This is a genomic window from Enterobacter sp. C3_dUdeg (genome assembly GCF_057536195.1).
Genome location: NZ_BAAKFX010000001.1, coordinates 881593 through 906728, shown reverse-complemented (window position 1 = coordinate 906728; position 25136 = coordinate 881593). Strand labels below are relative to the sequence as shown.

The following is a 25136-nucleotide window of genomic DNA, read 5'->3' as shown; positions in this document are numbered from 1 at the left end:
CTGGGCAGGTTCTTATAATTTTACGAAGAAGTAAGATGAGCGCTTTCAAAGGAGACTCGTATGCTTACCGTGAAAAAACTTGCTCTTTCTACGCTGATTTCCAGTTCATTGCTTTTCTACCCTGCGCTGCAGGCGGCGGCAGAGACGCCCCAGCACGTCGTTAAACAACCGGCGGGCGGATACAGCGTTCAGGTCGGCGACGTTCTGGTCACCTCGTTTACCGACGGGACCGTCGCGCAGGATCTGCACAAGCTGCTGCGCCGGACAACGCCGCAAAAAATTGATGCGCTGCTCGCGAAAAATTTCCAGACCAACCCGCCTGAAGTGTCCATCAACGCGTTCCTGATTGCGATGCCCGGACATAAAATTCTGGTGGATACGGGCTCAGGACAGCTCTTTGGCCCCGGCAACGGCGGACGTCTGATTGAGAGCCTCGCCACCCAGGGGATTAAACCCGAGGACATTACTGAAGTCCTGCTGACCCACGCCCACTCCGATCACGCGGGCGGCCTGGTGAAAGACGGCAAGGTGGTGTTCAGCAACGCGCGCGTTTTCGTTGGCAAACCGGACGTCGACTTTTTCTTTAACGACGAGAATCAGAAAAAAACCGGCTACGGCAAGAACTACTTTGACGTCGCGCAGAAGACCTTAAAACCCTATCTTGACGCCGGTAAAGTGGTGCCGTTTAGCGGCACATCTGAGATTCTCCCGGGGCTGACCGGCACGGTTCATCCCGGCCATACGCCGGGTTCAGCCTTCTACACGCTGACAAGCAAAGGCGAGAAGATCACCTTTGTCGGCGACATCATTCATGCCGCGGCGGTTCAGTTCCCGCAGCCTGACGTGACCATTACCTACGATGAAGATCAGAACAAAGCGGCAAGCGTGCGCGAACACGCGTTTGCGGACTTTGTGAAAAATAAAGACCTGGTCGTCGCGCCCCATCTGCCGTTCCCGGGTATCGGGTATGTCACCAAAGGCGAAAACGGCGGCTATGCCTGGGTCCCTGTGACCTATACCAACCGGGACGCCGGCAGCGCGAAATAAAATGACGTTCGTCTCTGACATGGACATCGACCTGATCCTGACCCTGGACGCCCTGCTTCAGGACAGGAATATCACCCATGCGGCCGCGCGGCTGGGCATCAGCCAGCCCGCGCTGTCCGCCCGTCTCGCGCGTCTGCGAACGCTGTTTGGCGAACCGCTGTTTATTCCCTCCCCACATGGACGTGGGGTGCTGCCCACGCCGCGAGCGGAAGCGCTTAAGCCGCAGGTAGAGAGCGTGCTGCGCGGCATCAGCGCGATGTTTTCTCCCACCACGTTTGATGCCCAGACCAGCACCCGAACCTTTGTTATCGCGCTGCACGAAAACCCGGCGCTGATGCTGGGCACCGGGCTGCTTAACCAGGTGGGTACCGAAGCTCCTGGTATTCGCCTGCGCTTCGCCCTGCCACAGATGTCCGAACTGCCGCAGCAGCTCGAAACCGGAGATGTGGATATCTACATCGGCGTAAGCGCGGGCGCCCATGACGGCTGGGTGAGGCGCAAACTGCTCGACGATGCGTTTGCCACCGCCCAACGCAAAGGCCATCCGCGCGGGACCGGAGCGTTAGACCTGGAAAGCTACTGCGCGCTTTCTCATCTGGTGGTGTCATCGGCGGGAGATCCGTTTACCGGCTTTGTCGATCAAACCCTGGCCGGGCTGGGCTACCAGCGGCACGTCGCGATGTCCACGCAGAGCTACGCCGTGGCGCCTGCGCTTGTTGCCGGTACCGACCTGGTGTGCACCCTGCCGGAACGGATGCTGAAACAGTTTGCCGGCACGCTGGATCTCTTTGCGCCGCCGCTGCCGCTCCAGCCGATTACCATCTACATGTACTGGCACCCGAAAAACAGCCAGGATCCGGCAAATGCCTGGCTGCGCGAGCAGCTGCTGCAGGCCGCCGGGCGTCAGGTATGATCGAGGGTAATCAGGAATTTTTTAAGCACTTCTGAGCGAATAATCCGGTGGCAAACCAGCGTCAGCTCGCTTTCCCGGAGCCGGTCGAGGATGTCCACGTACACCACGTTCTCAACGCTCACCGCCTTTGCCGAGGCGGGCAGCAGCGCCAGCCCAAACCCCGCCGAGACCAGGCTTATCACGGTGGGCACGTCGGTCGCGTTTTGCACCACGTCCGGCTGAAAGCCCGCCCCGCTGCAGGCGTCATAAAAGTACTGTTCCAGCCCCATTCCCTCCGGGTCGCGCAGGGAGATCCATTTTTCGTCCTTCACCGACGAAAGCGTCAGCGCGGAAGATCCCGCCAGCGGATGCTGACGATACAGCGCAAGTACCGTTTTCTCTGACGTGAACGGGCGGCTTTGCAGATCGTCAGGCAGCGACGGCAGCGGCGCCCGGATAATAGCCACATCGAGCTGGTTGCTCTGCACGGCCGCGTAGAGCGTCTGCACGTTTCCCGTCACCAGCGACATGGTAATGGCCGGCCAGCGCGTATGCATCTGGCGCAGCGCGGCGGGCAGCCTGCCGTCGAACATCGCGCTCGACACGCACCCCAGGTTTAATACCCCCTGCTCGCCCCTCGCCGTTTGCCTGGCGTCGAGAACCGCCTGCTCGGTCAGGGAGATGGCGAGCCTGGCTTTCACCAGAAACGCTTCACCCGCGGGCGTCAGGGTTAAGCGGCGGTTCGCCCGGCTAAAGAGCGTGACGCCTAAACGTTCTTCCAGCGCCTTTATCTGCTGGCTCAGGGCCGGTTGCGCCATGTTCAGACGCTCAGCGGCCCGGTGCATGTGGAGCTCTTCGGCCACGACGATGAAATGGCGCATCTGACGAAACTGCACGGAACGCTTCCTTTTTTGATATAAATTTACTTATCAATTTAGCAGAAATGATGCAATTGATGCTATTGGCCATTGCCATAAAAATGGAGGTATTCAAACGAGGGAGGAAAATATGGAAAACCCGATCAACGATCTCCGCAGCGCCATCGCCCTGCTTCAGCGCCACGAAAGGCAGTATCTTGAAACCGATTATCCGGTCGATCCCAACGCGGAGCTGGCGGGGGTCTACCGCCATATCGGCGCGGGAGGCACGGTAAAACGTCCAACGCGTACAGGCCCGGCCATGATGTTCAACAGCGTGAAGGGCTATCCGGGCTCCCGCATCCTGGTGGGCATGCACGCCAGCCGCGAGCGTGCGGCGCTCCTTCTGGGCTGCGAGCCCTCTGAACTCGCAAAACACGTCGGCCAGGCGGTGAAAAAGCCGGTTGCGCCGGTTGTCGTTCCCGCCTCGCAGGCGCCCTGCCAGGAACAGGTCTTCTACGCAGACGACCCAGACTTCGACCTGCGCAAGCTTCTTCCGGCCCCCACAAACACGCCGATTGATGCGGGCCCGTTCTTCTGTCTGGGGCTGGTGCTGGCGAGCGATCCGGAAGACAGCTCGCTAACGGATGTCACCATCCACCGCCTCTGCGTTCAGGAGCGCGACGAGCTTTCCATGTTCCTTGCCGCCGGTCGGCATATCGAAGTCTTCCGCAAAAAGGCGGAAGAGGCCGGAAAACCGCTGCCGGTGACGATCAATATGGGGCTCGATCCCGCCATCTATATCGGCGCGTGCTTTGAGGCGCCCACCACGCCGTTTGGCTACAACGAGCTGGGCGTCGCCGGGGCGCTGCGCCAGCAGCCGGTCGAACTGGTGCAGGGCGTGGCGGTAAAAGAGAAAGCAATCGCGCGGGCGGAAATCATCATCGAGGGCGAACTGCTGCCGGGCGTGCGCGTAAGAGAAGATCAGCATACCAACACCGGCCACGCGATGCCGGAGTTCCCGGGCTACTGCGGCGAGGCGAACCCGTCCCTGCCCGTGATCAAAGTGAAAGCCGTGACCATGCGAAACCACGCGATCCTGCAAACGCTGGTGGGACCGGGAGAAGAGCATACCACCCTGGCCGGTTTACCGACGGAAGCCAGCATCCGCAATGCCGTTGAAGAGGCGATTCCGGGCTTCCTGCAAAACGTCTATGCGCATACCGCGGGCGGCGGTAAATTCCTCGGGATCCTGCAGGTGAAAAAACGCCAGCCGTCAGACGAAGGACGTCAGGGACAGGCGGCGCTCATTGCCTTAGCCACCTATTCGGAGCTGAAGAACATCATTCTTGTCGACGAAGACGTGGATATTTTCGACAGCGACGACATCCTGTGGGCGATGACCACCCGCATGCAGGGCGATGTCAGCATCACCAATATTCCGGGGATCCGCGGCCACCAGCTGGATCCGTCCCAGTCGCCGGATTACAGCACCTCAATTCGCGCAAACGGCATCTCCTGCAAGACCATCTTCGACTGCACGGTGCCGTGGGCGCTGAAGGACCGCTTCGAGCGCGCGCCGTTTATGGAGGTGGATCCGCGTCCGTGGGCGCCGGAGCTGTTCGCTGATAAGAAATAAATAGCTGAAAATTTAATAAGGTCACTCTGGCTTAAGCCGGGTGACCTTTTATTATTAGAGCGCCATATTTAATTCATCTCTCACTAAACTGATTAATCAGCGCCGCCATAACCGCAGCACAAATAAAGTAATGAATGAAAAGCCAGATAAAGCTATACCAGGCGAAATTCATCACCTCAAGGATCCGCCATGGACTGGAAAAGAGCCTGCTCATGATAATTCCGGGCAAGCGGATCGCCGGTACTTTTCGATTCGGCCACACTGCCCATACGGCTATCGCCGACAGCAGCAAAAAGATCGCCGTCATCAGGAGTGGTGGCCCCAGACCGGGTGTAGTAATGGCCGAAAGAGCAGCAAAATAGAGTCCGCCAAAGAACCACTGAATAATAATGAGTGAAAGCAGGAACTCAATGCCTAAAAAAGCGCTGAGCAATCTGGGTCTGGAATGGGCGCTTATCAACACCATATCGCTGACGTAAAGGTAGAAAATAAGCGTTGCAATTGTAATGGTACTGACGAGGGTAATACCCCCAGTGGAGGGTAAAATAGCGCTGAAAAGAAAACCCCAGAATGCCAATAAGAAAAGACCCGCCGATGTGAGGCCTAATCGTGCTCTCTGCAGGAACTGCAGAATAAAAGGATTGAGCCGGGGGAGGATTTCCGGAAAAGATTGCAGTACGTATTGATATCGTGTTGCCATAGTTTCAATCAAACCCGGCAATAATCGTATCCAAAAAGGTACGTTCGGTCGTTCACTTCTGAGCAGCTTAATAGCCAGCCTCTCCCGCCATGATCCCTGCTTCCCTTCCGCCTCCATTTTCTGCCAGGCTCGGAGGATTTCAGTTTGGCGGATCTGATGATTAATGGCGTGTTGAAGGTAAAGCGGGATGATATGGCTAAAGTCGTAATCATGTATCCGCCAGTTCAGCATTTCCGCCACGATATCAAGTTGCGCTTCAGTTAATCCAGCCTGTTCAGCCAGTGCAGCGGCAAGACGTTGACTGAAAAGCCGTTGTTGTTCAAGACTTCCTCGCCCGTTAATGCGGGCGGAGAGATGCTTGAGAGAAGCAATGCCGGATATTTCTTCGTTGACGAGCTTATAAGCCAGAGCAGATATTTCCTGTTCCGTATATAACGCTTCGCGCTCTGGTAAGAAAACGGTCACGCGTTCATCAGTTTCTTCCTGACGATCAACCATTGCCGCTGGTTCATCAACTAAAACACGTTGTAGATCCTTCTCTTTGCCTTCCTTTGCTAAGCGTTTTGCATCGTCAAAGGCTTCCCGTAGGCGTTGGTAACCAGTGGGGTCGGTATCAGGACGATTCTTTTTTAACTGGCGTGCGTAGGCTCGCCGAATTTCCGATTCATCCTCTGTAGGAGCAATATCAAGAGTTTGCCAGATGCTCATCTACCTGACCCCTTCGTAGCTATTGAGAAAAAGTTCAACCTCTCGTGCAGAACGTTCAATCCGCTGCGGCTCCTGACTCTCAAGAGCCCACTCAAATTCTGTTGTAAGCCGGTCAATGCAGGCTCGCTCGTCCCCCAGCAGCCGTTCATAGAGTCGCGAACAGCGAGCCAACAGCGCGACGTTTTCCTTACGATCGCGAGGGTGGATTTTGAGTGCGGCGAGCTTTTGCAGACTCTCGGCAATTTGTTCATCGCTCATCTGCCCCGGCACTTTTTCAATAATCCGTCTTGAGATGGCGGGGTTTCCCTGACACTGACATTCGACTTCCAGCAAACCATCGAGGGTATAGGTAAAGCGGACATCCAGAGAGACCTCTCCCGCCGGTGCAGGTGGGACATCAATACTCATTTCACCCAGAAAAATATTATCGCGAACTTTGCGCGCCTCCCCCTGGTAGATCTTCAGCAATACAGTGCGTTGATTATCTTCAACGGTATTGACTGTCTCCATCTTACTCACGGGTAGAAAGGTATTTCGTTCGATGAGTGGCAGGAAAAATCCCGTCTCAAGACGCTCCGAACTCCGCCTGGCAACTTCAACACCCAGAGAAAAAGGCATCACGTCCGTGAGAATGATATCCTCCACGGCGACATCAGACATGACCATACCGGCCTGAACGCCAGCACCAAGGGCTACGGCTTCGTCGGGATGAAGATCGTGACGTGGGAAGCGACCAAAAAGTCGCGCGACAGTCTGGCGGACGAGTGGCATGCGCGTCGCCCCTCCCACCAGAAGGATATGGTCCAGATCGCGCACGGAGAAACGCGCATCATTGAGCGCCTGCTGAACAGGATGTTGAAGCCTATTTAAAAGCGGTTTGCAGCACTGGGCAAATTGCTCTTCATTCATTAACCATCGCCACTCCGTATCATTCCAGCATAGAGTGACCTCGGCCTGTGCATGCTGGCTAAGCGTCAGTTTCATGCTTTCGGCTTTCGCCAGCAGCTCGGCCCTCACCGTATCGGGGGCTGCTTTTAGAGCCGGGTGTTGTTGCAACATCCATTGCAGAATGGCATCCGAAAAATCATCTCCACCTAAGTGTACGTCTCCGCTGCTGGCACGGACTTCCACCACGCCCTCAAACATATCAATAATGGATACATCGAATGTCCCACCGCCAAGATCGAAAGTGAGATATTTTTGTTCTCTGTTTTCCAGTAACCCAAAAGCAAGAGAAGCTGCGGTAGGTTCGTTTAAAAGGCGGATGGCATTCAGGCCGGCCAGGCTGGCAGCATTTTTTACCGCCCGTCGTTGTACATCATTAAAATAAGCCGGAACGGTGATGATCGCATCGGATATAGCCTGGCCAAGCCAGGCTTCAGCATCCTCTTTCAACTGGCGAAGCAGCAGAGCAGATAACTCCTCCGCACGAAATTGCCTTAGCCCAAGCGGAAGCTGGATGTCTGTCCCCATGAAACGCTTAAAGCTCGCCTGCGTGAGATGCGGATGAGTTTGTAAACGATCCCGGGCAGGACGGCCTGTCAGGATATTGCCGTCATCATCAAGACCCACGACTGAAGGGGTCAGAACCTCACCAATTTTATTCGTAACCAGCACTGGCCGCCCCTCAAGCCAAACGCTGACCGCGCTGTTCGTTGTCCCGAGATCGATTCCCAGCACCTGATTATGCGTCATCGGTATACCTGTTTTTCATTGTTACTCTATTGATTATACAAATAGTTAGAAGAGAACTAATGCCCAAAAAAAGGGGGATCTTGATATTATTGCCGCTTCCCCTGCTTTCTTGTACCCTTTCACCGGAAACCCTGCCCCCACAAACATTGAGACATCCGGACACCTATGACTGCACATATTTCCAAAGATCCTTTGCATGGCGTAACGCTGGAGATGATGGTCAATGCCCTGGTGGCAAAATACGGCTGGAGCGAACTGGGCGACCGAATCAAAATTAACTGTTTCAGAAAAGATCCCAGCGTTAAATCGAGCCTGAAATTTCTGCGCCGCACCCCGTGGGCGCGCGCGGAAGTGGAAGCCCTGTATCTGGACTCCCTCAACGATGAGGTAAGCACAGAACAGGCGGCGCCCGCGTTTAATCCTTGGGCCAACAGTCGGATTATCAAGAGCTAATACGCAAATGACGCGACACGTAAAACGGATTGGTGCGCTGGCTGCCTGCGCGCTTTTACTTGTGAGCTGCTCCTCCAAACCGCCAAAATCACTGGTTACCCCTCTTCCCACCGCGAGCAAACCGACGCAGCAGGCAAACGAGCCGATGCGCGGGATCTGGCTGGCGACCGTCTCGCGTCTCGACTGGCCGCCGGTGGCCTCGGTGAACGGCCGCAGCGCGGACCAGCGCATCGCGATGCAAAAGCAGGCGCTGACAAGCAAGCTCGACAACCTTAAGCGCCTCGGCATTAACACGGTGTTTTTCCAGGTGAAGCCGGACAGCACGGCCCTCTGGTCATCAAAAATTTTGCCGTGGTCGGATATGCTGACGGGCAACATCGGCGAGTATCCGGGATACGATCCGCTGCAGTTTATGCTGGATGAAGCGCACAAGCGCGGCATGAAAGTGCATGCCTGGTTCAACCCGTACCGCGTGTCGACTAACACCAAACCGTCCACCATCGCCGCCCTGAACCGGACCGCCTATCAGACCCCGTCCAGCGTCTATGTCCAGCACCCTGAGTGGGTGCGCATCTCGGGCGACCGTTTTGTGCTCGACCCCGGCATTCCGGAAGTGCGCGACTGGATAACCAAAGTGGTGACCGAAGTGGTGGCGAACTACGCGGTAGACGGCGTGCAGTTCGATGATTATTTTTACGCCGAATCGCCGGGGTCCGCGCTCAATGATTCGCAGACCTGGCGGCAGTACGGTCAGGGATTTGCCTCAAAGGCCGACTGGCGTAGACACAACACGCAGCAGCTGATCGTCCAGGTTTCCCGCGCGATTAAACAGACCAGGCCCGACGTTGAGTTTGGCGTCAGCCCGGCGGGCGTGTGGCGTAACCGTTCGTTTGACCCGGCAGGCTCGGACACCCGCGGCGCCGCGGCCTACGATGAATCCTACGCCGATACGCGGCAGTGGGTTCAGCAGGGCCTGCTGGACTACATCGCTCCGCAGATTTACTGGCCCTTCTCCCGGGACGCCGCGCGCTACGACGTGCTGACCAAATGGTGGGCCGACGTCGTGAAGCCGACCCACACTCGCCTGTATATCGGCATTGCGTTCTACAAGGTGGGCGAGCCGTCGAGAAACGAGCCGGACTGGACGGTTCAGGGCGGCGTGCCGGAGCTGAAAAAGCAGCTCGATCTCAACGATTCGCTGCCCAACGTCAACGGCACCATCCTGTTCCGGGAAGATTACCTGAACCAGCCGCAGACCCAGCAGGCGGTGAACTACCTGAAAGGACGCTGGGGAAGCTAAATGCCATCAGGCAGAAACGCCCCGTTTCTGCCTGTTTTTTACGGCTTCGGCCCGAACATCGCCTCAAGCTGCTGCGCATCCGGCATACCGACCACCTGCTGCAGCTCATTTTCCGCATTCAGATAGTAAATGGCCGGCGTGGCGTTAGCGCCCAGGCTGTCCATCAGCGTCTGGTGCTTCTGCAGGATCGCTACCGTTTCACGGGATGCGTCCCCTTCTGGCTTGGGTAATTTTTTCCCACCTGAAAGCTCGTATTCGCGCCAGGCCGAAACCGGATCTTTCGCATTCAGAATCGCCGAGGCGTTACGTCCGCTGTTGGGGTTGAGAAACGCCACCAGCAGCGTGTTGAGCTGCACCTTGCCCGCCTTCACCCACGGCTGCGCTTCGGCCCAGAACTGCTTGCAGTACGGACAGAACGGATCGGCGAAAACAAAGACCTTACGCGGGGCGTTATCCGCCCCTTCCTTCAGGGGATGCGCCGCGTTGAGGTTCTTCCACATCTCGCGTCCCATCGGGGCGTAGATCTCTTTCTGGAAATAGCCCTCGCTGAGGTTTTTACCTTTGTCATCGTACAGATAGCCTGAGATGACGTGCTTGCCGTCCGGCGTTAAAAAGAGCGTCACGCCCATGTCCTGATACTGCCCCAGCCAGGCGGGCGCGCCGCCGGGCGCATCCAGCTTCTTGATGATTTTAATGTTCTGCTGCTCGCTGAAGTGCTTCACCACGTCCGGTATGGCTTCAGCCGCCTGCGCCAGCCCTGACGCCGTCAGCGCTGAAAGTAACAGTAATTTTTTCATTTCCCTCTCCGGTTTGTCGGGGGCATTCCGCCCCCTTCAGGTTAGCGGTTTTTCAGTGCGTCACTGACCATTTCGTCGAACTGTTCAAACGGCACCCAGCCGGGCAGCAATCCCTCGCCGATGAGCGTGGCGGGCGTGCCCTGGATCCCCATTTTTTCCGCGACGATCAGGCTGTGCTTGATCGTCATCAGGCTCTCCTCATCCGGCGTCGCGACGCTCACGCCCGCCCGCTTCTGCGCCTCCTGAATGCTGGCGTCATCGTGGTAGCCCTTCTTCGCCATCAGAGTGTGGTTAAGCTTCATAAACTGCCCGGGCTCCTGACGCCAGAGCGTTAACGCATCGCGCGCGGCGGTCAGCGAACTTTCCGAGCGGAAAGGTAAAAACTTAAAGACTACCGCCACGTCCGGGTGTTTTTCGACGATCTTCTCCAGATACGGATCGAATTTTTTACAGTACGGACAGTTGTAGTCGGTAAACACCACCAGGGTGAGCTTTGGGTTTTTCGCGCCGATGCGCGGGGAGTTTGGATCGTTAAACAGAAAATCATACACCATCTTCTGCGCACGCTGCTCCTGGTCCAGCGTTAGCGGCTGGGCAGCGAACACCTGAACCGGCGCCAGCAGGAGCAGAAGCGTAATAAGGAGTTTTTTCATAATACGTTTAGCCTTTTGCGTTATTCAGGGTGGCGATCAAAGTGCGCTTGTCCAGCAGCGGCGAGAGGATTTCCCCCTCAGGCAGACCGGGGCCATACGCTGCGTTAAACGGAATGGCGTAACGGTTTCGCTTCGCCAGAAAATCGGCGATAAACGCGGACGGCTGGCTCCAGTCTCCGCGCAGGGCCACCACGTCCGGCTGGCGCAGCGCGGCAATAACGTCCGGCTGATTCAGCACCCGATGCTCGTTAACTTTGCAGGTCACGCACCAGTCCGCCGAGATATCCACAAACACCCGTTTTCCCTGCGCCAGCGCCTGCTGGATGGCCTCCTCGCTGAGCGGCTGCCACGGGATGGTCTGCGCAGCATTTTGTGCCGGAGCGGCAGGCGGCGCGTTAAGCAGCCCGCGCGCCTGATACCCACCAAACGCCGACAGCGCGATCACCACGAGCCAGAACAGCGGTGAGGATTTTTGCCCCTTCAGCGCGAACAGCGCCAGCGCGACGGCGATGAGCACCAGCATCACAATCTGGCTGACCGCCTCGCCCAGATGCACGCTCAGTAATGTTGCCAGCCAGAGGCTGGAGGCGAGCATCATCAGGCCCAGAACGACTTTTAGCGTGTTCATCCAGCGGCCGGGTTTCGGCAGCAGCATGGCCGTTTTCGGCACCAGGGCAACAAACAGCCACGGCAGGCTCATGCCCACGCCGAGCATCAGGAAGATCAGCCACAGGGAGTGCAGCGGCGCGCCAAGGGCAAAGGCGACCGCCGTACCGAGGAACGGCGCGGAGCACGGCGTGGCCAGCAGCGTGGCGAACATCCCTTCGCAAAAGCTGCCGCCAATCCCGGATCCTCCTGCCGTCGCCAGCCGTCCCGTGGCGGCTGAAGGCAGCAGCATCTCAAACGCGCCAAACAGGTTTAGCGCAAACAGGAAGGTGACGGCGACCATCAGGCCGATAAACCACGGGTTCTGGAACTGAATGCCCCACCCCAGCGACGCCCCGGCCAGCTTCAGCGCGGTCACCATCCCCGCCAGCAGCATAAAGGAGGTGAGGATCCCGGTGCTGGTAGCGAGGAAGCGCAGCCTGATCGCGCGCCTGTCCGAACCCGCCTGCAGGATGCTGTTAAGCTTCATGCCCATGACCGGCAGCACGCAGGGCATCAGGTTGAGGATCAGCCCGCCCAGCAGCGCAAAGAGCACCATTTTGCCCGTCCCTTCAGGCGCAGAAGGTGCAGCAGGCGTCGCGCCAACGGTCATGGTGGTTTGCTGCGCGTGACCGCCATTGGTCAGCACAAACGACAGCCTCTTGCCTTCCAGCGAGGCGGGCTTGTCTCCCCATTCGTCGGTCACGGGTACCGTCACCCGAAGGGTATTGCCGTCGTGTTTGATGACCGGCTCGCCGGGAAGAATGTCACCTTCCAGCGGGTCAAAGTAGATCCCCGGCTTATCCCACTTCCCGTCCGATGTGCCGGTAATCACCAGCTTGTCGCCAGCGAGCCACGCGGAGAGATCCCTGGATACGCCTGACGTACCGGGCACGACGCGCATCGCCTGCTCGAACTCGCTGCTGAAGCCCTCATCTACCGGCTGGGTAAAATCGAGGTGCAAAGGGTAGTCCGTCAGCAGACAGACGTTACTGCACGTGGAAAGCGTGAGCGTCCCGTCGAGCGTGTCGCCCTTCACTCCGTCGAGCGTAATCGGGATCGTGACCTTATCGTGATAGCCCTGCGTCGTCATGCCGGAGATATCGAAGCGCGACGGGACCGGCCAGGACCAGCTATCCGTTACGCCCTCCGGCCAGCTGATTTTTGGCGCGACGCCGCCCTCGCCCGGCGATCGCCAGTAGGTTTTCCAGCCGGGCTTCAGCTCAACGGTGAGCAGGCCTTTAACGTGCGTTTGCTCCCTCTCCGCCTGAAAGCGGATGCGGGCGTGATCGTTTTGTGGGGAAACCAGCCAGCCTGTGTCCGCCGCATGGACAATGCCGATGCAGGACAGCCACAGGAAGACGAATCCCCTGAAGAGGTTAACCATGTTTTACTCCGTGAACAGTGAAAATTATCGTGAGAGGACGATGATTTTCATTCACGGAAAACGCAGTTTTTAAGGTGTATTCGGGGAGGCGGCGCCTGAACGGGCTGTTCCGCGGGAGCCAATACCCGCCCCTGCGTAAGCAGCTGCAGCAGCGCGAAGAAGATGATAATGGCCGGTAGCGCGCCGTCGAAGAACAGCGGCTGCGCACAAAGCAGCGAGTGTGCGCCCAGCTGACAGGGCGACGGGCCGGGCTGTTCAGTGTTGCTGCTTTGAGCCGGGGCATCTGCACTTAGAGAAATCTGCGGATCCAGTCCCTGTAAAAAATGGTTGAGCATCACCGCACGCTGCACGAGGCAAAGCGCCATCGCGAGACAGGTGACGATCAAAAGCCATTTTCCGAGGAGCTGACGGTTGCGCATAACGTTCCAGAGTAACAAGACGCCCCGATCATAAACGATAGTGATGAATCTACAAGTGCCGGAAGTGTAAGGTTTTGTCTGTCGCCGCTATTCGCCCGTCAGCGCGTCGTAGACGTCCCGCAGCCGCGTGCGCAGAAACAGCACCGCCTTGTGCTTGCGGGATAACAAAGCCTGTTCGCTGGCGCCGGTCTCCTCTGCCAGCATTTTAATGCTGTAGCCGTGGAGTTCGGTCTTTTCAAACACCTCCCTCTGCGGCGGTGGCAGTTCAGACAGCGCCTGCCCCAGCTCTTCCCACAGCAGCGTTTTGAGGTACTCCTCTTCCGGCGTGTGCGGCACGCCGAACAGGGTTTCGGCCAGCTCGTCGTCCGGGAACCCCTCCTCGTCTTCGCCCGTAAAATAGCCGGAGAGTGACACCTCGCGCTTTTTACGCGCCCGGTCGGTCATCTCGTTACGCGCCGCGCGGAACAGCCAGGCGGCGACGTTTTCGACCGGCTGCTCCACTTTCATCAGCTGATAGGTGACTTCCTGCAAAATGTCGTCGGCATCATCGCGGACGGACGTCCGTCCGCGAATGAAGGCTGTCAGCCGGGCGCGGCAGGCATTTAGCGCCGACATTAGCATGGATCCGCCCGCCTCCCCGGCTTTCATTTCGCTCACTCTGCTTCCGGCGCTTTTGGCGTGGCGTCGTCGCGCTTATCGTCACGATGACCGTGCCAGCCGCAGTGGCCGCGACCGTGGCGACCGAACCCTTCGCGACGCTGCTGAATAAACGCCTCGCGCTGTTCGGGCGTCATGTTCATCCAGCGCTCGTGCATCCGGCGGTGCGCACCAAACATCCCCGGGCGGAAACCCAGCCCGCCAAACAGAATGCGGCTCAGCACCAGAATGCCCAGCGCCTGCCAGAAGCCAATGGCCTTCACGCCGAGAATGGCCGGGAGCAAGGCGTTCCACAGGGTCATCACCACCAGGCCGAGCACGATGAAAATCACCGCGCCGATGACTAAGCCCTTACCCATACGGTGGCGACCGAATCCGCGCCCGTGACCTCTGTCGTGCATATCAAAATCTCTCATGGTGTTTACCTCGTTTACAGTAACTGATTATGGCTTGTGATGAGGTAGACGGATGAGGGAGGGAAATATTGCTGGGGGAATAAAAATTTTTGGGCTGACGATTTTGGACTCATAGCGATAACGGCTGGCGGGCGCTATGAGTCGCTTGCAGGCAAATCATCTCGTACGAAGAATTCGCTTAGCCAGTGCGATAGCAATAACGGCCAGTATGATTGACACCAGTGCCAGGAAGATGAGCAAGGATAATAGTGGATTTAACAAGCCACCTAAACTGGTGAAGTCGCTGATACGGCCAAGTTGCTCGGACGTGCATACACGCAAAATGATCTCAGGAATAATAAGCAAAAATATAATGATGGTCAGGACATAAACCAAAGCACTCTTGCGCTTTCCCATTTTCGATGTTGCCCCTTTCTCAAACATGATCAATGATAATAAGATAATGATACTGCAAGGTTATATAAAATGGCACAAAACTATTTGCAACTAAAAATGCAGTCGAATAAACGGTTAGCTATTGCACTAACAAACTCGCTTCGAGACATGCATGAAGACCATATGGCAACTCTGGAAAAGGTGAAATAGGGAACGCAGCGCCTGGTTAGCTACGGTGCATGCCTGATGCCAGACGAGTATTATCGTAACGCTTGCCGTGATACGTGGCGCGAAGATAAACGCTTAGTCCTTGCCTTAGGTGAAATTTACAACAGAAAAGATGTCACTTTGGACATGGTTGAAATTTATTTTAGGAAAACTCTTAATAGGCTGGGCGAACAAAAGAGTAAAGACCTGATTACTAATATCCATAACTTATTGGGTAAAGCTGCCGAGCATGCCTCTGCTAAAGCCAGCAAGTTAGCCCTCTCCTTTACCCTTGCGAATCTGATCATCAACAGCAGGGATTTTAAGCAAAATCATATCAGGCTTGTGAACTCATTCTCGACTTGGTTCGTTAATGGTGCAACACTTTACTCAAAGGCTCAGGTAGCGGCATCTGCGGCTAATCGACTCAAATTCCAGGATCCTCAGTACTACCAGGCACTTTATAAAGAAAATATTGAGATGTTATATTTCTTAATCGAGCCGCAAATGTCTGAAATTATCTACCAGGTAAACTCCGGAGATAATAACGAGCAAGTGATAGGTGACGCTTTGTACGAGATACTGCGAAAATGAAGCAAGCAATCTTATGGCTTTTGAAGTCGTTTTTTTACCTGGTGCCAGCGTTACTTATTGTACTTGGGATATATTTTTTTATCCGGTTTATACCGGACTATGCTGCTTTACTCAGCGTCGTTTGGGTGATTGCTATTTATTTTATTTATGTGAAATATAATAAATGGTATTAAAACAGTCCTATTAGGTCTACAGGCTGACCTCATGGGAAAGCAACTTGGAAAGTTTCGCACATTAAGTAGATAAAAGGCTCCCTGCGGAGCCCCCCTCATACAATCAAGCCTGCACCGGCAAACTAAAACTCGAAATACTCCGCGAAAGCTGCTGCGCCTGCTCTTCCAGCGAGGCCGCTGCCGCAGCGGACTGCTGCACCAGCGCGGCGTTCTGCTGGGTCACGCCATCCATCTCGGTCACCGCCTGGCCGACCTGGCTGATCCCGCGGCTCTGCTCTTCGGAGGCGACGGAGATCTGCTCCATCAGCGTATTCACTTTATTCACCGACGAAATAATCGAGTCAATCACCTCGCCCGAGCGGCTGACCAGCTCCGCGCCGTTTTTCACGCTCGAGACCGACTGCGCAATCAGGTTCTCGATGTCCTTAGCCGCCACCGCGCTTTTCTGCGCCAGGGTGCGCACTTCGCTGGCCACGACCGCAAAGCCGCGGCCCTGCGTTCCCGCGCGCGCCGCTTCTACCGCCGCGTTCAGCGCCAGGATGTTGGTCTGGAAGGCGATGCTGTTAATCACGCTGGTAATGTCCTCGATGCGCTTCGAGTTCGCCGCGATGGTGTTCATCGTGTCGATGACTTCACGGGTCACCGCTTCACCTGTGTGGGCATTTTTCACCGCGTCCTGCACCAGTTTCCCTGCCTGGTAAACGTTGTCGGTATTGTTCGCCACCGTCGCGCTCAGCTCTTCCATGCTCGCTGCCGTCTGGGTCAACGCGGAAGCCTGCTGCTCGGTACGTGACGCCAGGTCGATATTTCCGGAGGCAATCTCCTGCGCCGCATGCGTTACGGTATGGCTCGCATCGCGCACCTGGGCGATGGTCGCCAGCAGCGCCTGACGCATCTGCTCCATTGAGCTCATAAGATGATCGATTTCGTTATGTGCGCTCCCCTTGACCGGCACCGGAACGTCCAGCTTGCCCGCCGCAATCTGGCTGCAGTGCTCGCGCGCCAGGTTGACCGGCGCAAAAACAAAGCGCTTCATCAGCAGGCTGACGGCGACAATCACCACCACAAACAGGCTGGCAATAGCGGCAATGATCGCCAGGCCTGAGACGAAGTTACTGCTCGCATTCTCGTTCAGGCTTTTGGCGTATTTCTGGTGGACGGAAAGGACCTGGTCGAGAACGATCTCGTACTGGCGGTCGAGGCGGGAGACTTCCGGGATCAGGGCGTTAAATTTGGCGACATCGTGCGCCTCGGCGGCATCGATCAGCGGCGCCAGCCCCTGGTTGCGGTAGTTTTGCCAGGCATCCTGATAGGCAGTCACCAGCGGCGCTTCATCCGTCAGACGCGGCGAAGCCATAAAGGCCGCAAAGGCGTGGTCCGCTTTGGTCAGCGCCTCCTTCACGGCGGTTAGCTTTGCAGCTCCGTCTGCCGAGTTGCCCGCTTCCACCATCTTCACATACTCCATCACCCGCACGCGCAGCGTACGGCTATGGTTGATGGGGTCAATAATGGACAGCACAACCTGGATCTCTTTGTTGACGTTATCCAGGGAATTATTACTTTTAATGATGAGGCCAACGCTGGTGACAGTGCTGACAACAAAGAAGAAAAGCAGCGAGAACAGGACGATCAGGGACGACTTTTTCAACGACATAAACCAATACCTCAAGGAAAATTATTCCTTATGGTTATCGGCCATTCCAAAACTTAAATTAATTAAAGTTATTGAAGTATCGAACCGGGCTATTTCGCTGGCTTATAGCGTCGCTGCAGGGTGGCATTGAGCTTGCGCTGCAACGGCTGCGGCGTCTCCCCTTCGATCAATTTGCTAATCAAATCAAAGCAATGCCACGCCAGCTGGCGGTTATCCTGACGAATGGTATCCACCGGGATTGTCAGCGAATCGTAGAGATAATGATCGTCAAAACTGGCTAACCTGATATCACTTTGCAACAGGTTGTGCTGGCCCATATAGCGCAGCACCCCTTCCAGCAGCCCGCAGGCGGCGGCGAACAGCGCTTTCGGCGGACGCCCCAGACGGGCGCAGAGTTCAGCAAACATCTCGTAACCGGAGCTCGGGTGATAGTTGCCGTGAATGATCCACTCGGGGCGCAGCTCCACGCCCGCCTCTCGCAGACCTTGCTTAAACCCTTCCAGGCGGTCGCGCGTCGGAGAAAGGCGCGGCTGGCCGCCGAGGAAGTAGAATTCATCAGGGTGCTGGCGCGCAATGTCGGCCACCAGTTCCGCCGTTGGAGTAATGGAATCGGTGATCACCAGCGGCAGCGCGCTGTCGTTGATGTGGCGGTCAAACAGGACAACGGGCAGCTGCTCGCTCAGCTTGTGGTAGTCCGCATCGTTAAGCATGCTGGAGGCCACAATCAGCCCATCCACCTGACGTGCCACCATGTTGTTCACCACCACCGTCTCCTGGCCCGGGTTTTCATCGCTGCAGGAGATCAGCAGCTGAACGCCCGCCTCGCGGCACAGCGTTTCCAGCTCGTGAGAAAACACGGCAAAACCGTAGTTGGTGATCTCCGGAACTACCAGACCAACGGTGTGGCTGCGGTTATCGCGCAGCGACCGGGCGTGAATGCTGGGCTGATAGTGGTGCTCTTTTGCAATCGCCAGCACGCGCTCGCGCGTCTCTTCCGCCACGCGAAGCTCTTTGCTGCGCCCGTTCAGGACCAGGCTGGCGGTGGCTTTTGACACACCCGCCAGCTCCGCGATGTCTTTAATGGTGACGCGTTTTGTTTTTCTCACAACGACTTAGATCCGGCTGCCAAAACCCTCATTCTATCATGCAGGCGCGCATCGACCAGTAGCGTAATGTGATATCGGACGCACCTTCGAATCGCACCCGGGCCGGATGGTCAGGAAAATAGCGGCTGCTCATCACCCCTTCACCGTGATTGATGAAAATTTCAACGCTGGAGCGGTCGCAGAGAATACGCAAATGGCTGACGTCGCCCCGCCAGTAGCGGGTCAGCGTTTCACCGGTTTTCAGGCTCGCGCGTTCAAGACGTATGCCCCGCTCATCGACCGTAAGGCGCAGCGCGCCGCCAAAATCGACATTCACCTGCGATGTGCTCAGCTCAAACTCCAGGCACGTCGCGTCCAGGTCCGGCGCCTCGCTGGCGCGCCCCTGCCAGCGCTGCTCATCTTCACGCAGCGCCGCCAGCTCGCGCGCCGGGGTCTGCCAGAGCCTGCCGTCGCGATAGCGTAATTCGCGCGGGCAGGTCATCTGATGCATCCAGCCGTGCGCCCGGGTTGGCTGAAGCATCTCTTCCCCGTCCGGTACGCCCATCCAGCCGATCAGAATGCGTCGGCCGTCTTCCGCCAGCGTCGTTTGCGGAGCGTAAAACTCAAAGCCCGCGTCCAGCTCGTGCAGGTCGCCGTGATCGAACGCGGCGTTTGCATAGTCAAACGCCCCGCTCATCCAGGTCGCCGGATAGGTGTTGAGATAGCGATGCGGCTCGCGCGCCAGCCCCTGCGGACAGCTGATTAAGATGTGCGTTCCGTCGAGCGCGAACAGGTCCGGACACTCCCACATATAACCCGCGTCCGTCAGGCCGTTAACCCCGTGACCGGCGATCTCACCGCAGGACGCCCAGGCGTGCAAATCGGCTGACTTAAACAGCAGCACCTTGCCGCGCTTTTGCAGATCCTGCGCGCCGAGCACCATGTACCACATCCCGTCGTGCTGCCACACCTTCGGGTCGCGCACGTGGCCGGTATAGCCTTCCGGCAGCGCCAGCACCGGCCCCAGCTTCGTAAAGGTCCCGTCCGGCTGTTCCACTGCGAGGCACTGCCAGGCGGTGCGGCTGCCGTCATCGAACTTGACGTTGCCGGTATAGCACAGTGTTAAAACGCCATCGTTATCCACGGCGCTACCGGAGTAGCAGCCGTTGCGGTCATACTCTTCATCCGGCATCAGCGCCAGCGGCTCGTGCTGCCAGTGCACCAGGTCCGCAGAGCTCCAGTGCCCCCAGCATTTAAACCGATGCTCGCAGTCCAGCGGGTTCCACTGATAGAACAGGTGGTAGCGGCCGGCAAACCAGATAAACCCGTTGGGATCGTTCATCAGCCCCGTCACCGGCGCGGGGTGCCACTGCGGATAGTGGCTATCCGCAAGCGCCCGCGGCTGACCTTTCATAACGGCCTGCAGGATCGCAGGCCAGCGGGAAGGTAACGTCATTATTCAGAGTCCGTTTTATATTTCAGCAGCAGTGAGACGGTAAACGCCACGCCGAAGGCAATCACCATACCGATAATATAGTTGAGCAGCGAGCTGGCCTGCACGATGGCCATGCCCGGAATAGCGGTCAAACCAACGGCGGTCATGTACACATGGACTGAGACTACCCAGGCCCCGCCCACCGCGCCGCCAATCAGCGCGGCGATAAACGGCTTAACAAAGCGCAGGTTGATACCAAAAATGGCCGCTTCGGTGATGCCCAGCATCGCAGAGAACGCCGACGGTAAGGTAATGGCTTTGATTTTGGCATCTTTGGTTTTGAACCACACCGCCAGACAGGCGCCGCCCTGCGCCACGTTCGCCATGGCCCAGATCGGCAGCAGGAAGTTCACGCCAATCGACGGGTTGCCCAGCAGCCCGGCTTCAATCGCGTGGAAGCTGTGGTGAATACCGGTGATCACAATCACCGAGTAAAGCCCGCCGAACAGCAGCCCGGCCAGCCAGCCCGCGTGTTCAATTAACGTGCTCAGGATAAAGGAGATGCCGTCGCCCAGCGCGCGCCCCGCCGGGCCGATAATCAGCAAGGCGATAAAGCCGGAGATAACGACGGTGAGGAACGGCGTCAGGATCAGGTCTAACGCGTCCGGGATAGCGCGGCGCAGGTTTTTCTCCACGATGCTCATAAACCAGACGGCCAGCAGCACCGGGAACACCGTGCCCTGATAGCCAATCATCGCAATCTCAAGGCCGAAGAAGTTCATGGTGTGGAAGCCGGACGCCACGCCCCAGGCGTTGGTCAGCGCCGGGTGGGTCAGAATGCCGCCCAGCGTCGCGCCGAGATACGGGTTACCGCCAAATTCCCGCGCGGCGGTAAAGCCGATCAGAATAGGCAGAATGATAAACGCCGCGGAGCTGCACATGTCCAGCATGATGTAGATGGCGTTATCCGCATTGACCCAGCCGTAGGTTTTCACCATGCCGAGCAGGCCCATCAGCAGGCCGGATGCCACAATCGCGGGAATGATCGGCACAAAGATATTTGAGAGCAGACGGGCAATGCGCTGGAACGGGTTCAGCTTGCGCGCCGCCAGGTCCGCGGCCTCAGACTTGCTGGATTCGCTAATCCCCGCCGCCTGAATAAACGCGGCGTAGACCTTGTTGACCACGCCCGTGCCAAAAATCACCTGCATCTGTCCGGCGTTACGAAAACAGCCTTTTACGCCGTCGACCTTGCCGATCGCCTGCTGATCGGCAAGCGCGTCATCAACCAGCACCAGACGAAGACGCGTTGCGCAGTGCGCCGCGCTGGCGATATTTTCCTTGCCACCGAGCAGCGGAATAAGCTCGCGGGCGATTTGATTAAAATCCATAGATACCTCTGCCTGACTTCTTTTTATGATGTGCGAAACGCTCCCGCCGGGCGGGAGCGTGATGGGTTAAAACCAGGTTTCCATCTGGACCCCAAAGTTCCATTCCCCGCCGGCGTTGAAGCCGCTGCTGCCAAAGGCATCATCGCTGGCGTAATGATCCAGTTTGCTGCTCCAGTCCATCCAGGTGGCAAACAGGCGCAGCTCCGGACGGCTGAAGAAATCGCCGATTTTGCTCGCTTTTAACGTCGGCGCAAAGGTCAGCTTGTAGAAACTGCCGTTGACGGCGTTGCGGTCCTTATAGCCTTCCGGATTTAAATCCATGTACTGATAGCTTCCCTCAAACGCCAGGGCGAAGTTCTGCGTCACTTCTTTAATCAGGCGGGTGTTAAGCGTCACCCACTCATAGCTATCGCCCCTGACGTAGCGATCTTTACTGCTCTGCGCCAGTACGGCGGGCGCAACGCTCCAGCCGCCGCCGACTGGCGTGACACCGTAACTTGCGAAGCGCCAGGTATCCGCCTCAGACAGCAGCGCGCCGTCGGAACCGATGCTTTTCACTTCCGCACCCAGCCCGTGACCGTACAGCAGCGCCGTTTTGGCTGTCCCTTCCCGCAGGCCGTAGAAGCTCTCGTTGTGCAACCCGACCAGTGCATGAACGCCGGTATTGGCGGCGTCGGTTTTGATGAGATCGCCGTTGGTGTCTTTACGGTCGTCGTTATCCTTCGCCCGCAGGCCGCTCACCATCAGCTGGAACGGTCCGGCGAAGTGGTTCATGCTGAGGATATAGTTCTGAACGTTATTGTCGGTCTGCTCCACGCTGCCGAAGTTGCGGCCGTAGATGGAGAAGTTGCTGCGCAGCGACTCGTTCCATTTCACGTCGTAGACGCCGCCGCCGGTACCGGCCAGGAACACCACGTCGGAGTCCAGCCAGTGAATATCAAAGTTGTCGCGGTCGAAGCGTTTACCCGCCCAGAAGGTGCTGCCCTTCAGCGCGCCGGTAAAATCAGGCAGGTTGCCCAGCTCCGCGAAGGCCTGGCGAATATTAAGATCGCTGGTATCGGCTGACCAGTCGTTATAGGTCCGCTGACCGTCGGCCAGCATCGCTTTAAAGCGCGTGGTGGCGCCATTATCCAGAGTTTGCTTGTGCTCCAGGTTCAGCTCGACGTAGGTGTCGGCTTCGTTACCCAGACGCCCTACCGCGCCGCCGGTTTCTCCGGCCGGGGTCAGATAAGGACCGCTTTTGCTGCTGGAGGCCGCATCGTTCATCAGCAGACCCGAACGGGCGTAGCCGTGGAACTCAAATCCGCTGCTTTGATCCGCCTTCTTCTCCAGTGCGGTGGTGCGCTGCGCCACCGCCTGGGCTGTCGTTTGCGTCTGCTGCTGCGCGGCCACCAGCTGCTGCGTTTTTTGTTCCGCATCCGTGGCGCGTTTCTCAGCCACCTGCGCACGCGTTTCCGCAGCCTGGAGGCGCTGCTCCATCGCGGCAAGACGCGCTTCGATACTTGTCATATCCGACTGGGCAAAAACAGAGGTACTTCCGGCCAGCATGCCTATCATCACGGCAAGTCTGCGTTTTTTATACATTTTGTCGCATCCCTAAAAGAAGTCATTAAACGTGCTAAATTGCTAAACCGGTTTAGGTTGCTGATACTAAACCTCTGAATTTTGGATCGGCAATCTTTTTTGCTAAACCGTTTTAGTAAGTGTGATCGAGGCGACAATTCAGGCCGCCGGATGGCGGCCAGTGAAGGAAGGAATTACAAATCGTGCTGCCACGGCAATGCGGTCATTGCCCCTTTGGCCGTGGTGGCTAATGCGCCGCAGCGCTGGGCTAAGGCGATGACCGGCGTCAGGTCCTGCCCGGCGGCCAGTCCGAAGAGCAGTCCGGCGACGAAGGCATCGCCCGCGCCGGTGGTATCGACACACTCGACGGGCGTTGCCGGATAGTGCTTCACGGTGCCATCATGCCAGGCGATCACCCCCTCTTTTCCCTGGGTGACCAGCACCAGACGCGCCGGACAGCGCGCCATCAGCGCGTCCAGACCGACGTTTACCTCGACATTTCCGGTTAAAAACGCCAGCTCTTCGACGGAGAGTTTCACCACGTCGGCGCTCTGCAGGGCCTGTTCCAGGCAGCGACGCAGCGCGTTCTCATCCGGCCAGAGATCCGGGCGAATATTGGGGTCGAAGCTGACGTAACCGCCCGCATCGCGGATGGTGGCCATCGCCTCAAACGTCGCAGAACGGCTCGGCTCTGCGCTTAATGCGATGGAACAGACGTGCAGCCACTCCCCGGCGCTGAACGTCGGCAGATCGGCGGATTCGAGAAACAGATCGGCGCTCGGGCGCACCATAAAGGTAAACGAGCGTTCGCCCTGGTCATCCAGATCGACCACCACCGTTGAGGTGCGGTGCGCCGGATCAAGGCGCATAGACTTCACGTCAACCTTTTCGTCAGCGAGAGTTTTCGCCATAAAGCGCCCGAAGGGATCGTCGCCAACCCTGCCGATAAAGGCGCTCTGGCCGCCCAGCCGGGCAATACCGACCGCAACGTTTGCCGGTGCGCCGCCGGGACACTGCAGCAATCTGCCTTCTCCATCGGGCAGCAAATCCACCACCGCATCGCCAAGTACCCAGATTTTTTTCATGTGATCCTCGTAGCTAAACCATGTTAAACCGTTTTAGCTATTTAAGCACAGGCAGGGCGAAGGGGAAATAACGCGGGAGGAAAATTGGCTAACGCACCAGATGCGGCCAGTAAATATCACCGACGCCATTAAGCTGCGGGCGGGCAAACAGAAAGCCCTGGAAGCGGCGGATCCCGGCAGACTCGAGCCAGCACCACTCCTCTATCTTCTCGATTCCTTCGGCCACCAGGGTAATTTCGAGATCGGAGCAACAGCTGACGATGGAGCGCACAATCGCCTGCTTCGGGCCGCTGAGGTGGATATCGCTGACTATCTCCCGGTCAATCTTAATTTTATCCGGCTGGAAGCGGGTCAGCAGCGAAAGACCAGCATAGCCGGAACCGAAATCATCGATCGCCAGGCCAATCCCCTCACCGCGAAGCTGCTTGATGGCGCTATTAAACTGGTTGAAGCCGGAGATCATCTCGTTTTCCGTCACTTCAATGACTACCTGCTCCGGCTGAAGGCCATGTTTTTTTATCTCGCTGACCAGAAATTCCACGGCGTTGGGGACATTCACCAGCGACATCGGCAGCAGGTTTACCGCAATCTTATGGCTGCCAATGCCCAGCTTTTCCGCGAGAGCAAAGGCATACGCTTTCGTCTGGAGATCGACTTCGTAGATTTTGTCCGGGTCGAGGGCGCTGAAGAAATGCTCCGGGCTGCCGCCTTCGTTGCCGCGAATAAGGGCTTCAAGCGAACTGATCTTCCCTTCCGAGGGCTCAACAATGGGCTGGAGCGCAAACTGACAGGTTTGGTTGGCCATCAGCCCCAGGTGTTCGCCAAAGGGCAACACCTCGGGTGAAAGCGTCCATTTTTCAGGTACGTAGCGTGCACCCGACAGGGCCGGACGTTTACCCGTGATAAACGTCTGGATAAATTTGAACACCCGGTCATCGGATGTGAGATAGCTGTCCAGCTTGCTGTAATTCAGAACCGACTGCAGCACCTCTTTCGGTGACTGCGTCTGCAGATCGAACAGCAGCATACCGACGTTTTCAAAGCGCCTGCGCGGGCCATAGTCCCGCATCAGCTCTACCACTCCACTGTGCCGCTTGTCGTCACGGATTTTATGGAACAGCTTAAGCACGCTCTCTTCCGACCCTTCGAGTATTTGCAGCACGTCGCTGCCTTTTGCGAGCAGAACCCCGGTGATATTCAGACTGGCATTGCGGATCCGGGCGCGCTCCACCAGTTCCCGCAGCTCGGTGGAGGGGCGGGATAAATTCAACTGGCTTCGGTAAATCAGAGTCGTCAGCACAAAAATGGG

23 protein-coding genes are annotated in these 25136 nt (G+C 57.3%); 6 read left to right on the top strand and 17 right to left on the bottom strand.

Annotation, left to right across the window (positions count from 1 at the left end; genetic code table 11):
• Window positions 1-60: 60 nt before the first annotated feature.
• Together AC27FC_RS04210 and AC27FC_RS04205 are read left to right on the top strand one after the other, a co-directional pair.
• Window positions 61-1047: an MBL fold metallo-hydrolase gene (locus AC27FC_RS04210; protein ID WP_196354357.1), complete on the top strand. Its 987-nt coding sequence runs from the start codon at window positions 61-63 to the stop codon at window positions 1045-1047.
• Between the two features lies 1 nt (window position 1048).
• Window positions 1049-1960, top strand: a complete 912-nt coding sequence (locus AC27FC_RS04205; RefSeq protein WP_143346984.1) for a LysR family transcriptional regulator — start codon at window positions 1049-1051, stop codon at window positions 1958-1960.
• Here AC27FC_RS04205 and AC27FC_RS04200 read toward each other — a convergent pair.
• Window positions 1951-2835 carry a LysR substrate-binding domain-containing protein gene (locus AC27FC_RS04200; RefSeq protein ID WP_033145589.1) on the bottom strand — a complete coding sequence of 295 codons (885 nt, stop codon included), beginning with the start codon at window positions 2833-2835 and terminating at the stop codon, window positions 1951-1953. The genes AC27FC_RS04205 and AC27FC_RS04200 overlap by 10 nt on opposite strands.
• A gap of 112 nt (window positions 2836-2947) precedes the next feature.
• Between AC27FC_RS04200 and AC27FC_RS04195 the strand changes: the two genes are divergently transcribed.
• Entirely contained in the window at window positions 2948-4435 is a 1488-nt protein-coding gene (locus AC27FC_RS04195) for a UbiD family decarboxylase (protein WP_196354356.1), read from the top strand.
• A gap of 73 nt (window positions 4436-4508) precedes the next feature.
• Here the strand turns inward: AC27FC_RS04195 and AC27FC_RS04190 are convergent, their stop codons facing one another.
• Complete coding sequence (locus AC27FC_RS04190) at window positions 4509-5843, bottom strand: J domain-containing protein (protein ID WP_487159841.1); 1335 nt, start codon at window positions 5841-5843, stop codon at window positions 4509-4511.
• Window positions 5844-7538: an Hsp70 family protein gene (locus AC27FC_RS04185; RefSeq protein WP_094935030.1), complete on the bottom strand. Its 1695-nt coding sequence runs from the start codon at window positions 7536-7538 to the stop codon at window positions 5844-5846.
• 165 nt (window positions 7539-7703) lie between these two features.
• Between AC27FC_RS04185 and AC27FC_RS04180 the strand changes: the two genes are divergently transcribed.
• Window positions 7704-7991, top strand: a complete 288-nt coding sequence (locus tag AC27FC_RS04180; protein ID WP_033145603.1) for a VF530 family protein — start codon at window positions 7704-7706, stop codon at window positions 7989-7991.
• A gap of 7 nt (window positions 7992-7998) precedes the next feature.
• A complete protein-coding gene (locus tag AC27FC_RS04175; protein WP_033145604.1) occupies window positions 7999-9291 on the top strand; it encodes a glycoside hydrolase family 10-like protein in 1293 nt (430 codons plus the stop codon).
• A 38-nt stretch (window positions 9292-9329) separates the two neighbouring features.
• Here the strand turns inward: AC27FC_RS04175 and dsbG are convergent, their stop codons facing one another.
• The 7 genes from dsbG to AC27FC_RS04140 all read right to left on the bottom strand — a co-directional run bounded on the left by dsbG (window position 9330) and on the right by AC27FC_RS04140 (window position 14661).
• Window positions 9330-10088, bottom strand: coding sequence for a thiol:disulfide interchange protein DsbG (gene dsbG, locus AC27FC_RS04170; protein WP_196354353.1), 759 nt, complete (start codon window positions 10086-10088; stop codon window positions 9330-9332).
• Window positions 10089-10129: 41 nt separating this feature from the next.
• Complete coding sequence (locus AC27FC_RS04165; RefSeq protein ID WP_196354352.1) at window positions 10130-10741, bottom strand: DsbA family protein; 612 nt, start codon at window positions 10739-10741, stop codon at window positions 10130-10132.
• Window positions 10742-10748: 7 nt separating this feature from the next.
• Window positions 10749-12773 (bottom strand): protein-disulfide reductase DsbD family protein, encoded by a 2025-nt coding sequence (locus tag AC27FC_RS04160; RefSeq protein WP_196354350.1) that lies wholly within the window; start codon window positions 12771-12773, stop codon window positions 10749-10751.
• Window positions 12774-12820: 47 nt separating this feature from the next.
• Window positions 12821-13192 (bottom strand): hypothetical protein, encoded by a 372-nt coding sequence (locus tag AC27FC_RS04155; RefSeq protein ID WP_087822620.1) that lies wholly within the window; start codon window positions 13190-13192, stop codon window positions 12821-12823.
• An 87-nt stretch (window positions 13193-13279) separates the two neighbouring features.
• Complete coding sequence (locus AC27FC_RS04150) at window positions 13280-13840, bottom strand: RNA polymerase sigma factor (RefSeq protein WP_196354797.1); 561 nt, start codon at window positions 13838-13840, stop codon at window positions 13280-13282.
• A 5-nt stretch (window positions 13841-13845) separates the two neighbouring features.
• Window positions 13846-14265: a hypothetical protein gene (locus AC27FC_RS04145; RefSeq protein ID WP_029741320.1), complete on the bottom strand. Its 420-nt coding sequence runs from the start codon at window positions 14263-14265 to the stop codon at window positions 13846-13848.
• 156 nt (window positions 14266-14421) lie between these two features.
• A complete protein-coding gene (locus tag AC27FC_RS04140) occupies window positions 14422-14661 on the bottom strand; it encodes a hypothetical protein (protein WP_094935024.1) in 240 nt (79 codons plus the stop codon).
• Window positions 14662-14886: 225 nt separating this feature from the next.
• Here AC27FC_RS04140 and AC27FC_RS04135 point away from each other — a divergent pair, with 225 nt between their 5' ends.
• Entirely contained in the window at window positions 14887-15441 is a 555-nt protein-coding gene (locus AC27FC_RS04135) for a hypothetical protein (protein WP_232959966.1), read from the top strand.
• Window positions 15442-15717: 276 nt separating this feature from the next.
• Here the strand turns inward: AC27FC_RS04135 and AC27FC_RS04130 are convergent, their stop codons facing one another.
• From AC27FC_RS04130 to AC27FC_RS04100, 7 genes are all read right to left on the bottom strand, one after another.
• Window positions 15718-17268 (bottom strand): methyl-accepting chemotaxis protein, encoded by a 1551-nt coding sequence (locus AC27FC_RS04130; RefSeq protein ID WP_143346977.1) that lies wholly within the window; start codon window positions 17266-17268, stop codon window positions 15718-15720.
• Between the two features lie 89 nt (window positions 17269-17357).
• Complete coding sequence (locus tag AC27FC_RS04125; protein WP_029741322.1) at window positions 17358-18374, bottom strand: LacI family DNA-binding transcriptional regulator; 1017 nt, start codon at window positions 18372-18374, stop codon at window positions 17358-17360.
• A 28-nt stretch (window positions 18375-18402) separates the two neighbouring features.
• Window positions 18403-19809 carry a sucrose-6-phosphate hydrolase gene (locus AC27FC_RS04120; RefSeq protein ID WP_487159840.1) on the bottom strand — a complete coding sequence of 469 codons (1407 nt, stop codon included), beginning with the start codon at window positions 19807-19809 and terminating at the stop codon, window positions 18403-18405.
• Window positions 19809-21179, bottom strand: a complete 1371-nt coding sequence (locus AC27FC_RS04115; RefSeq protein WP_048974816.1) for a sucrose-specific PTS transporter subunit IIBC — start codon at window positions 21177-21179, stop codon at window positions 19809-19811. The genes AC27FC_RS04120 and AC27FC_RS04115 overlap by 1 nt, the downstream gene beginning before the upstream one ends.
• A 66-nt stretch (window positions 21180-21245) precedes the next feature.
• Window positions 21246-22763 (bottom strand): carbohydrate porin, encoded by a 1518-nt coding sequence (locus tag AC27FC_RS04110; protein WP_094935020.1) that lies wholly within the window; start codon window positions 22761-22763, stop codon window positions 21246-21248.
• Window positions 22764-22936: 173 nt separating this feature from the next.
• Window positions 22937-23827 (bottom strand): aminoimidazole riboside kinase, encoded by an 891-nt coding sequence (locus tag AC27FC_RS04105; protein WP_196354347.1) that lies wholly within the window; start codon window positions 23825-23827, stop codon window positions 22937-22939.
• An 88-nt stretch (window positions 23828-23915) separates the two neighbouring features.
• Window positions 23916-25127, bottom strand: coding sequence for a diguanylate phosphodiesterase (locus AC27FC_RS04100; RefSeq protein WP_112778276.1), 1212 nt, complete (start codon window positions 25125-25127; stop codon window positions 23916-23918).
• Window positions 25128-25136 lie beyond the last annotated feature (9 nt).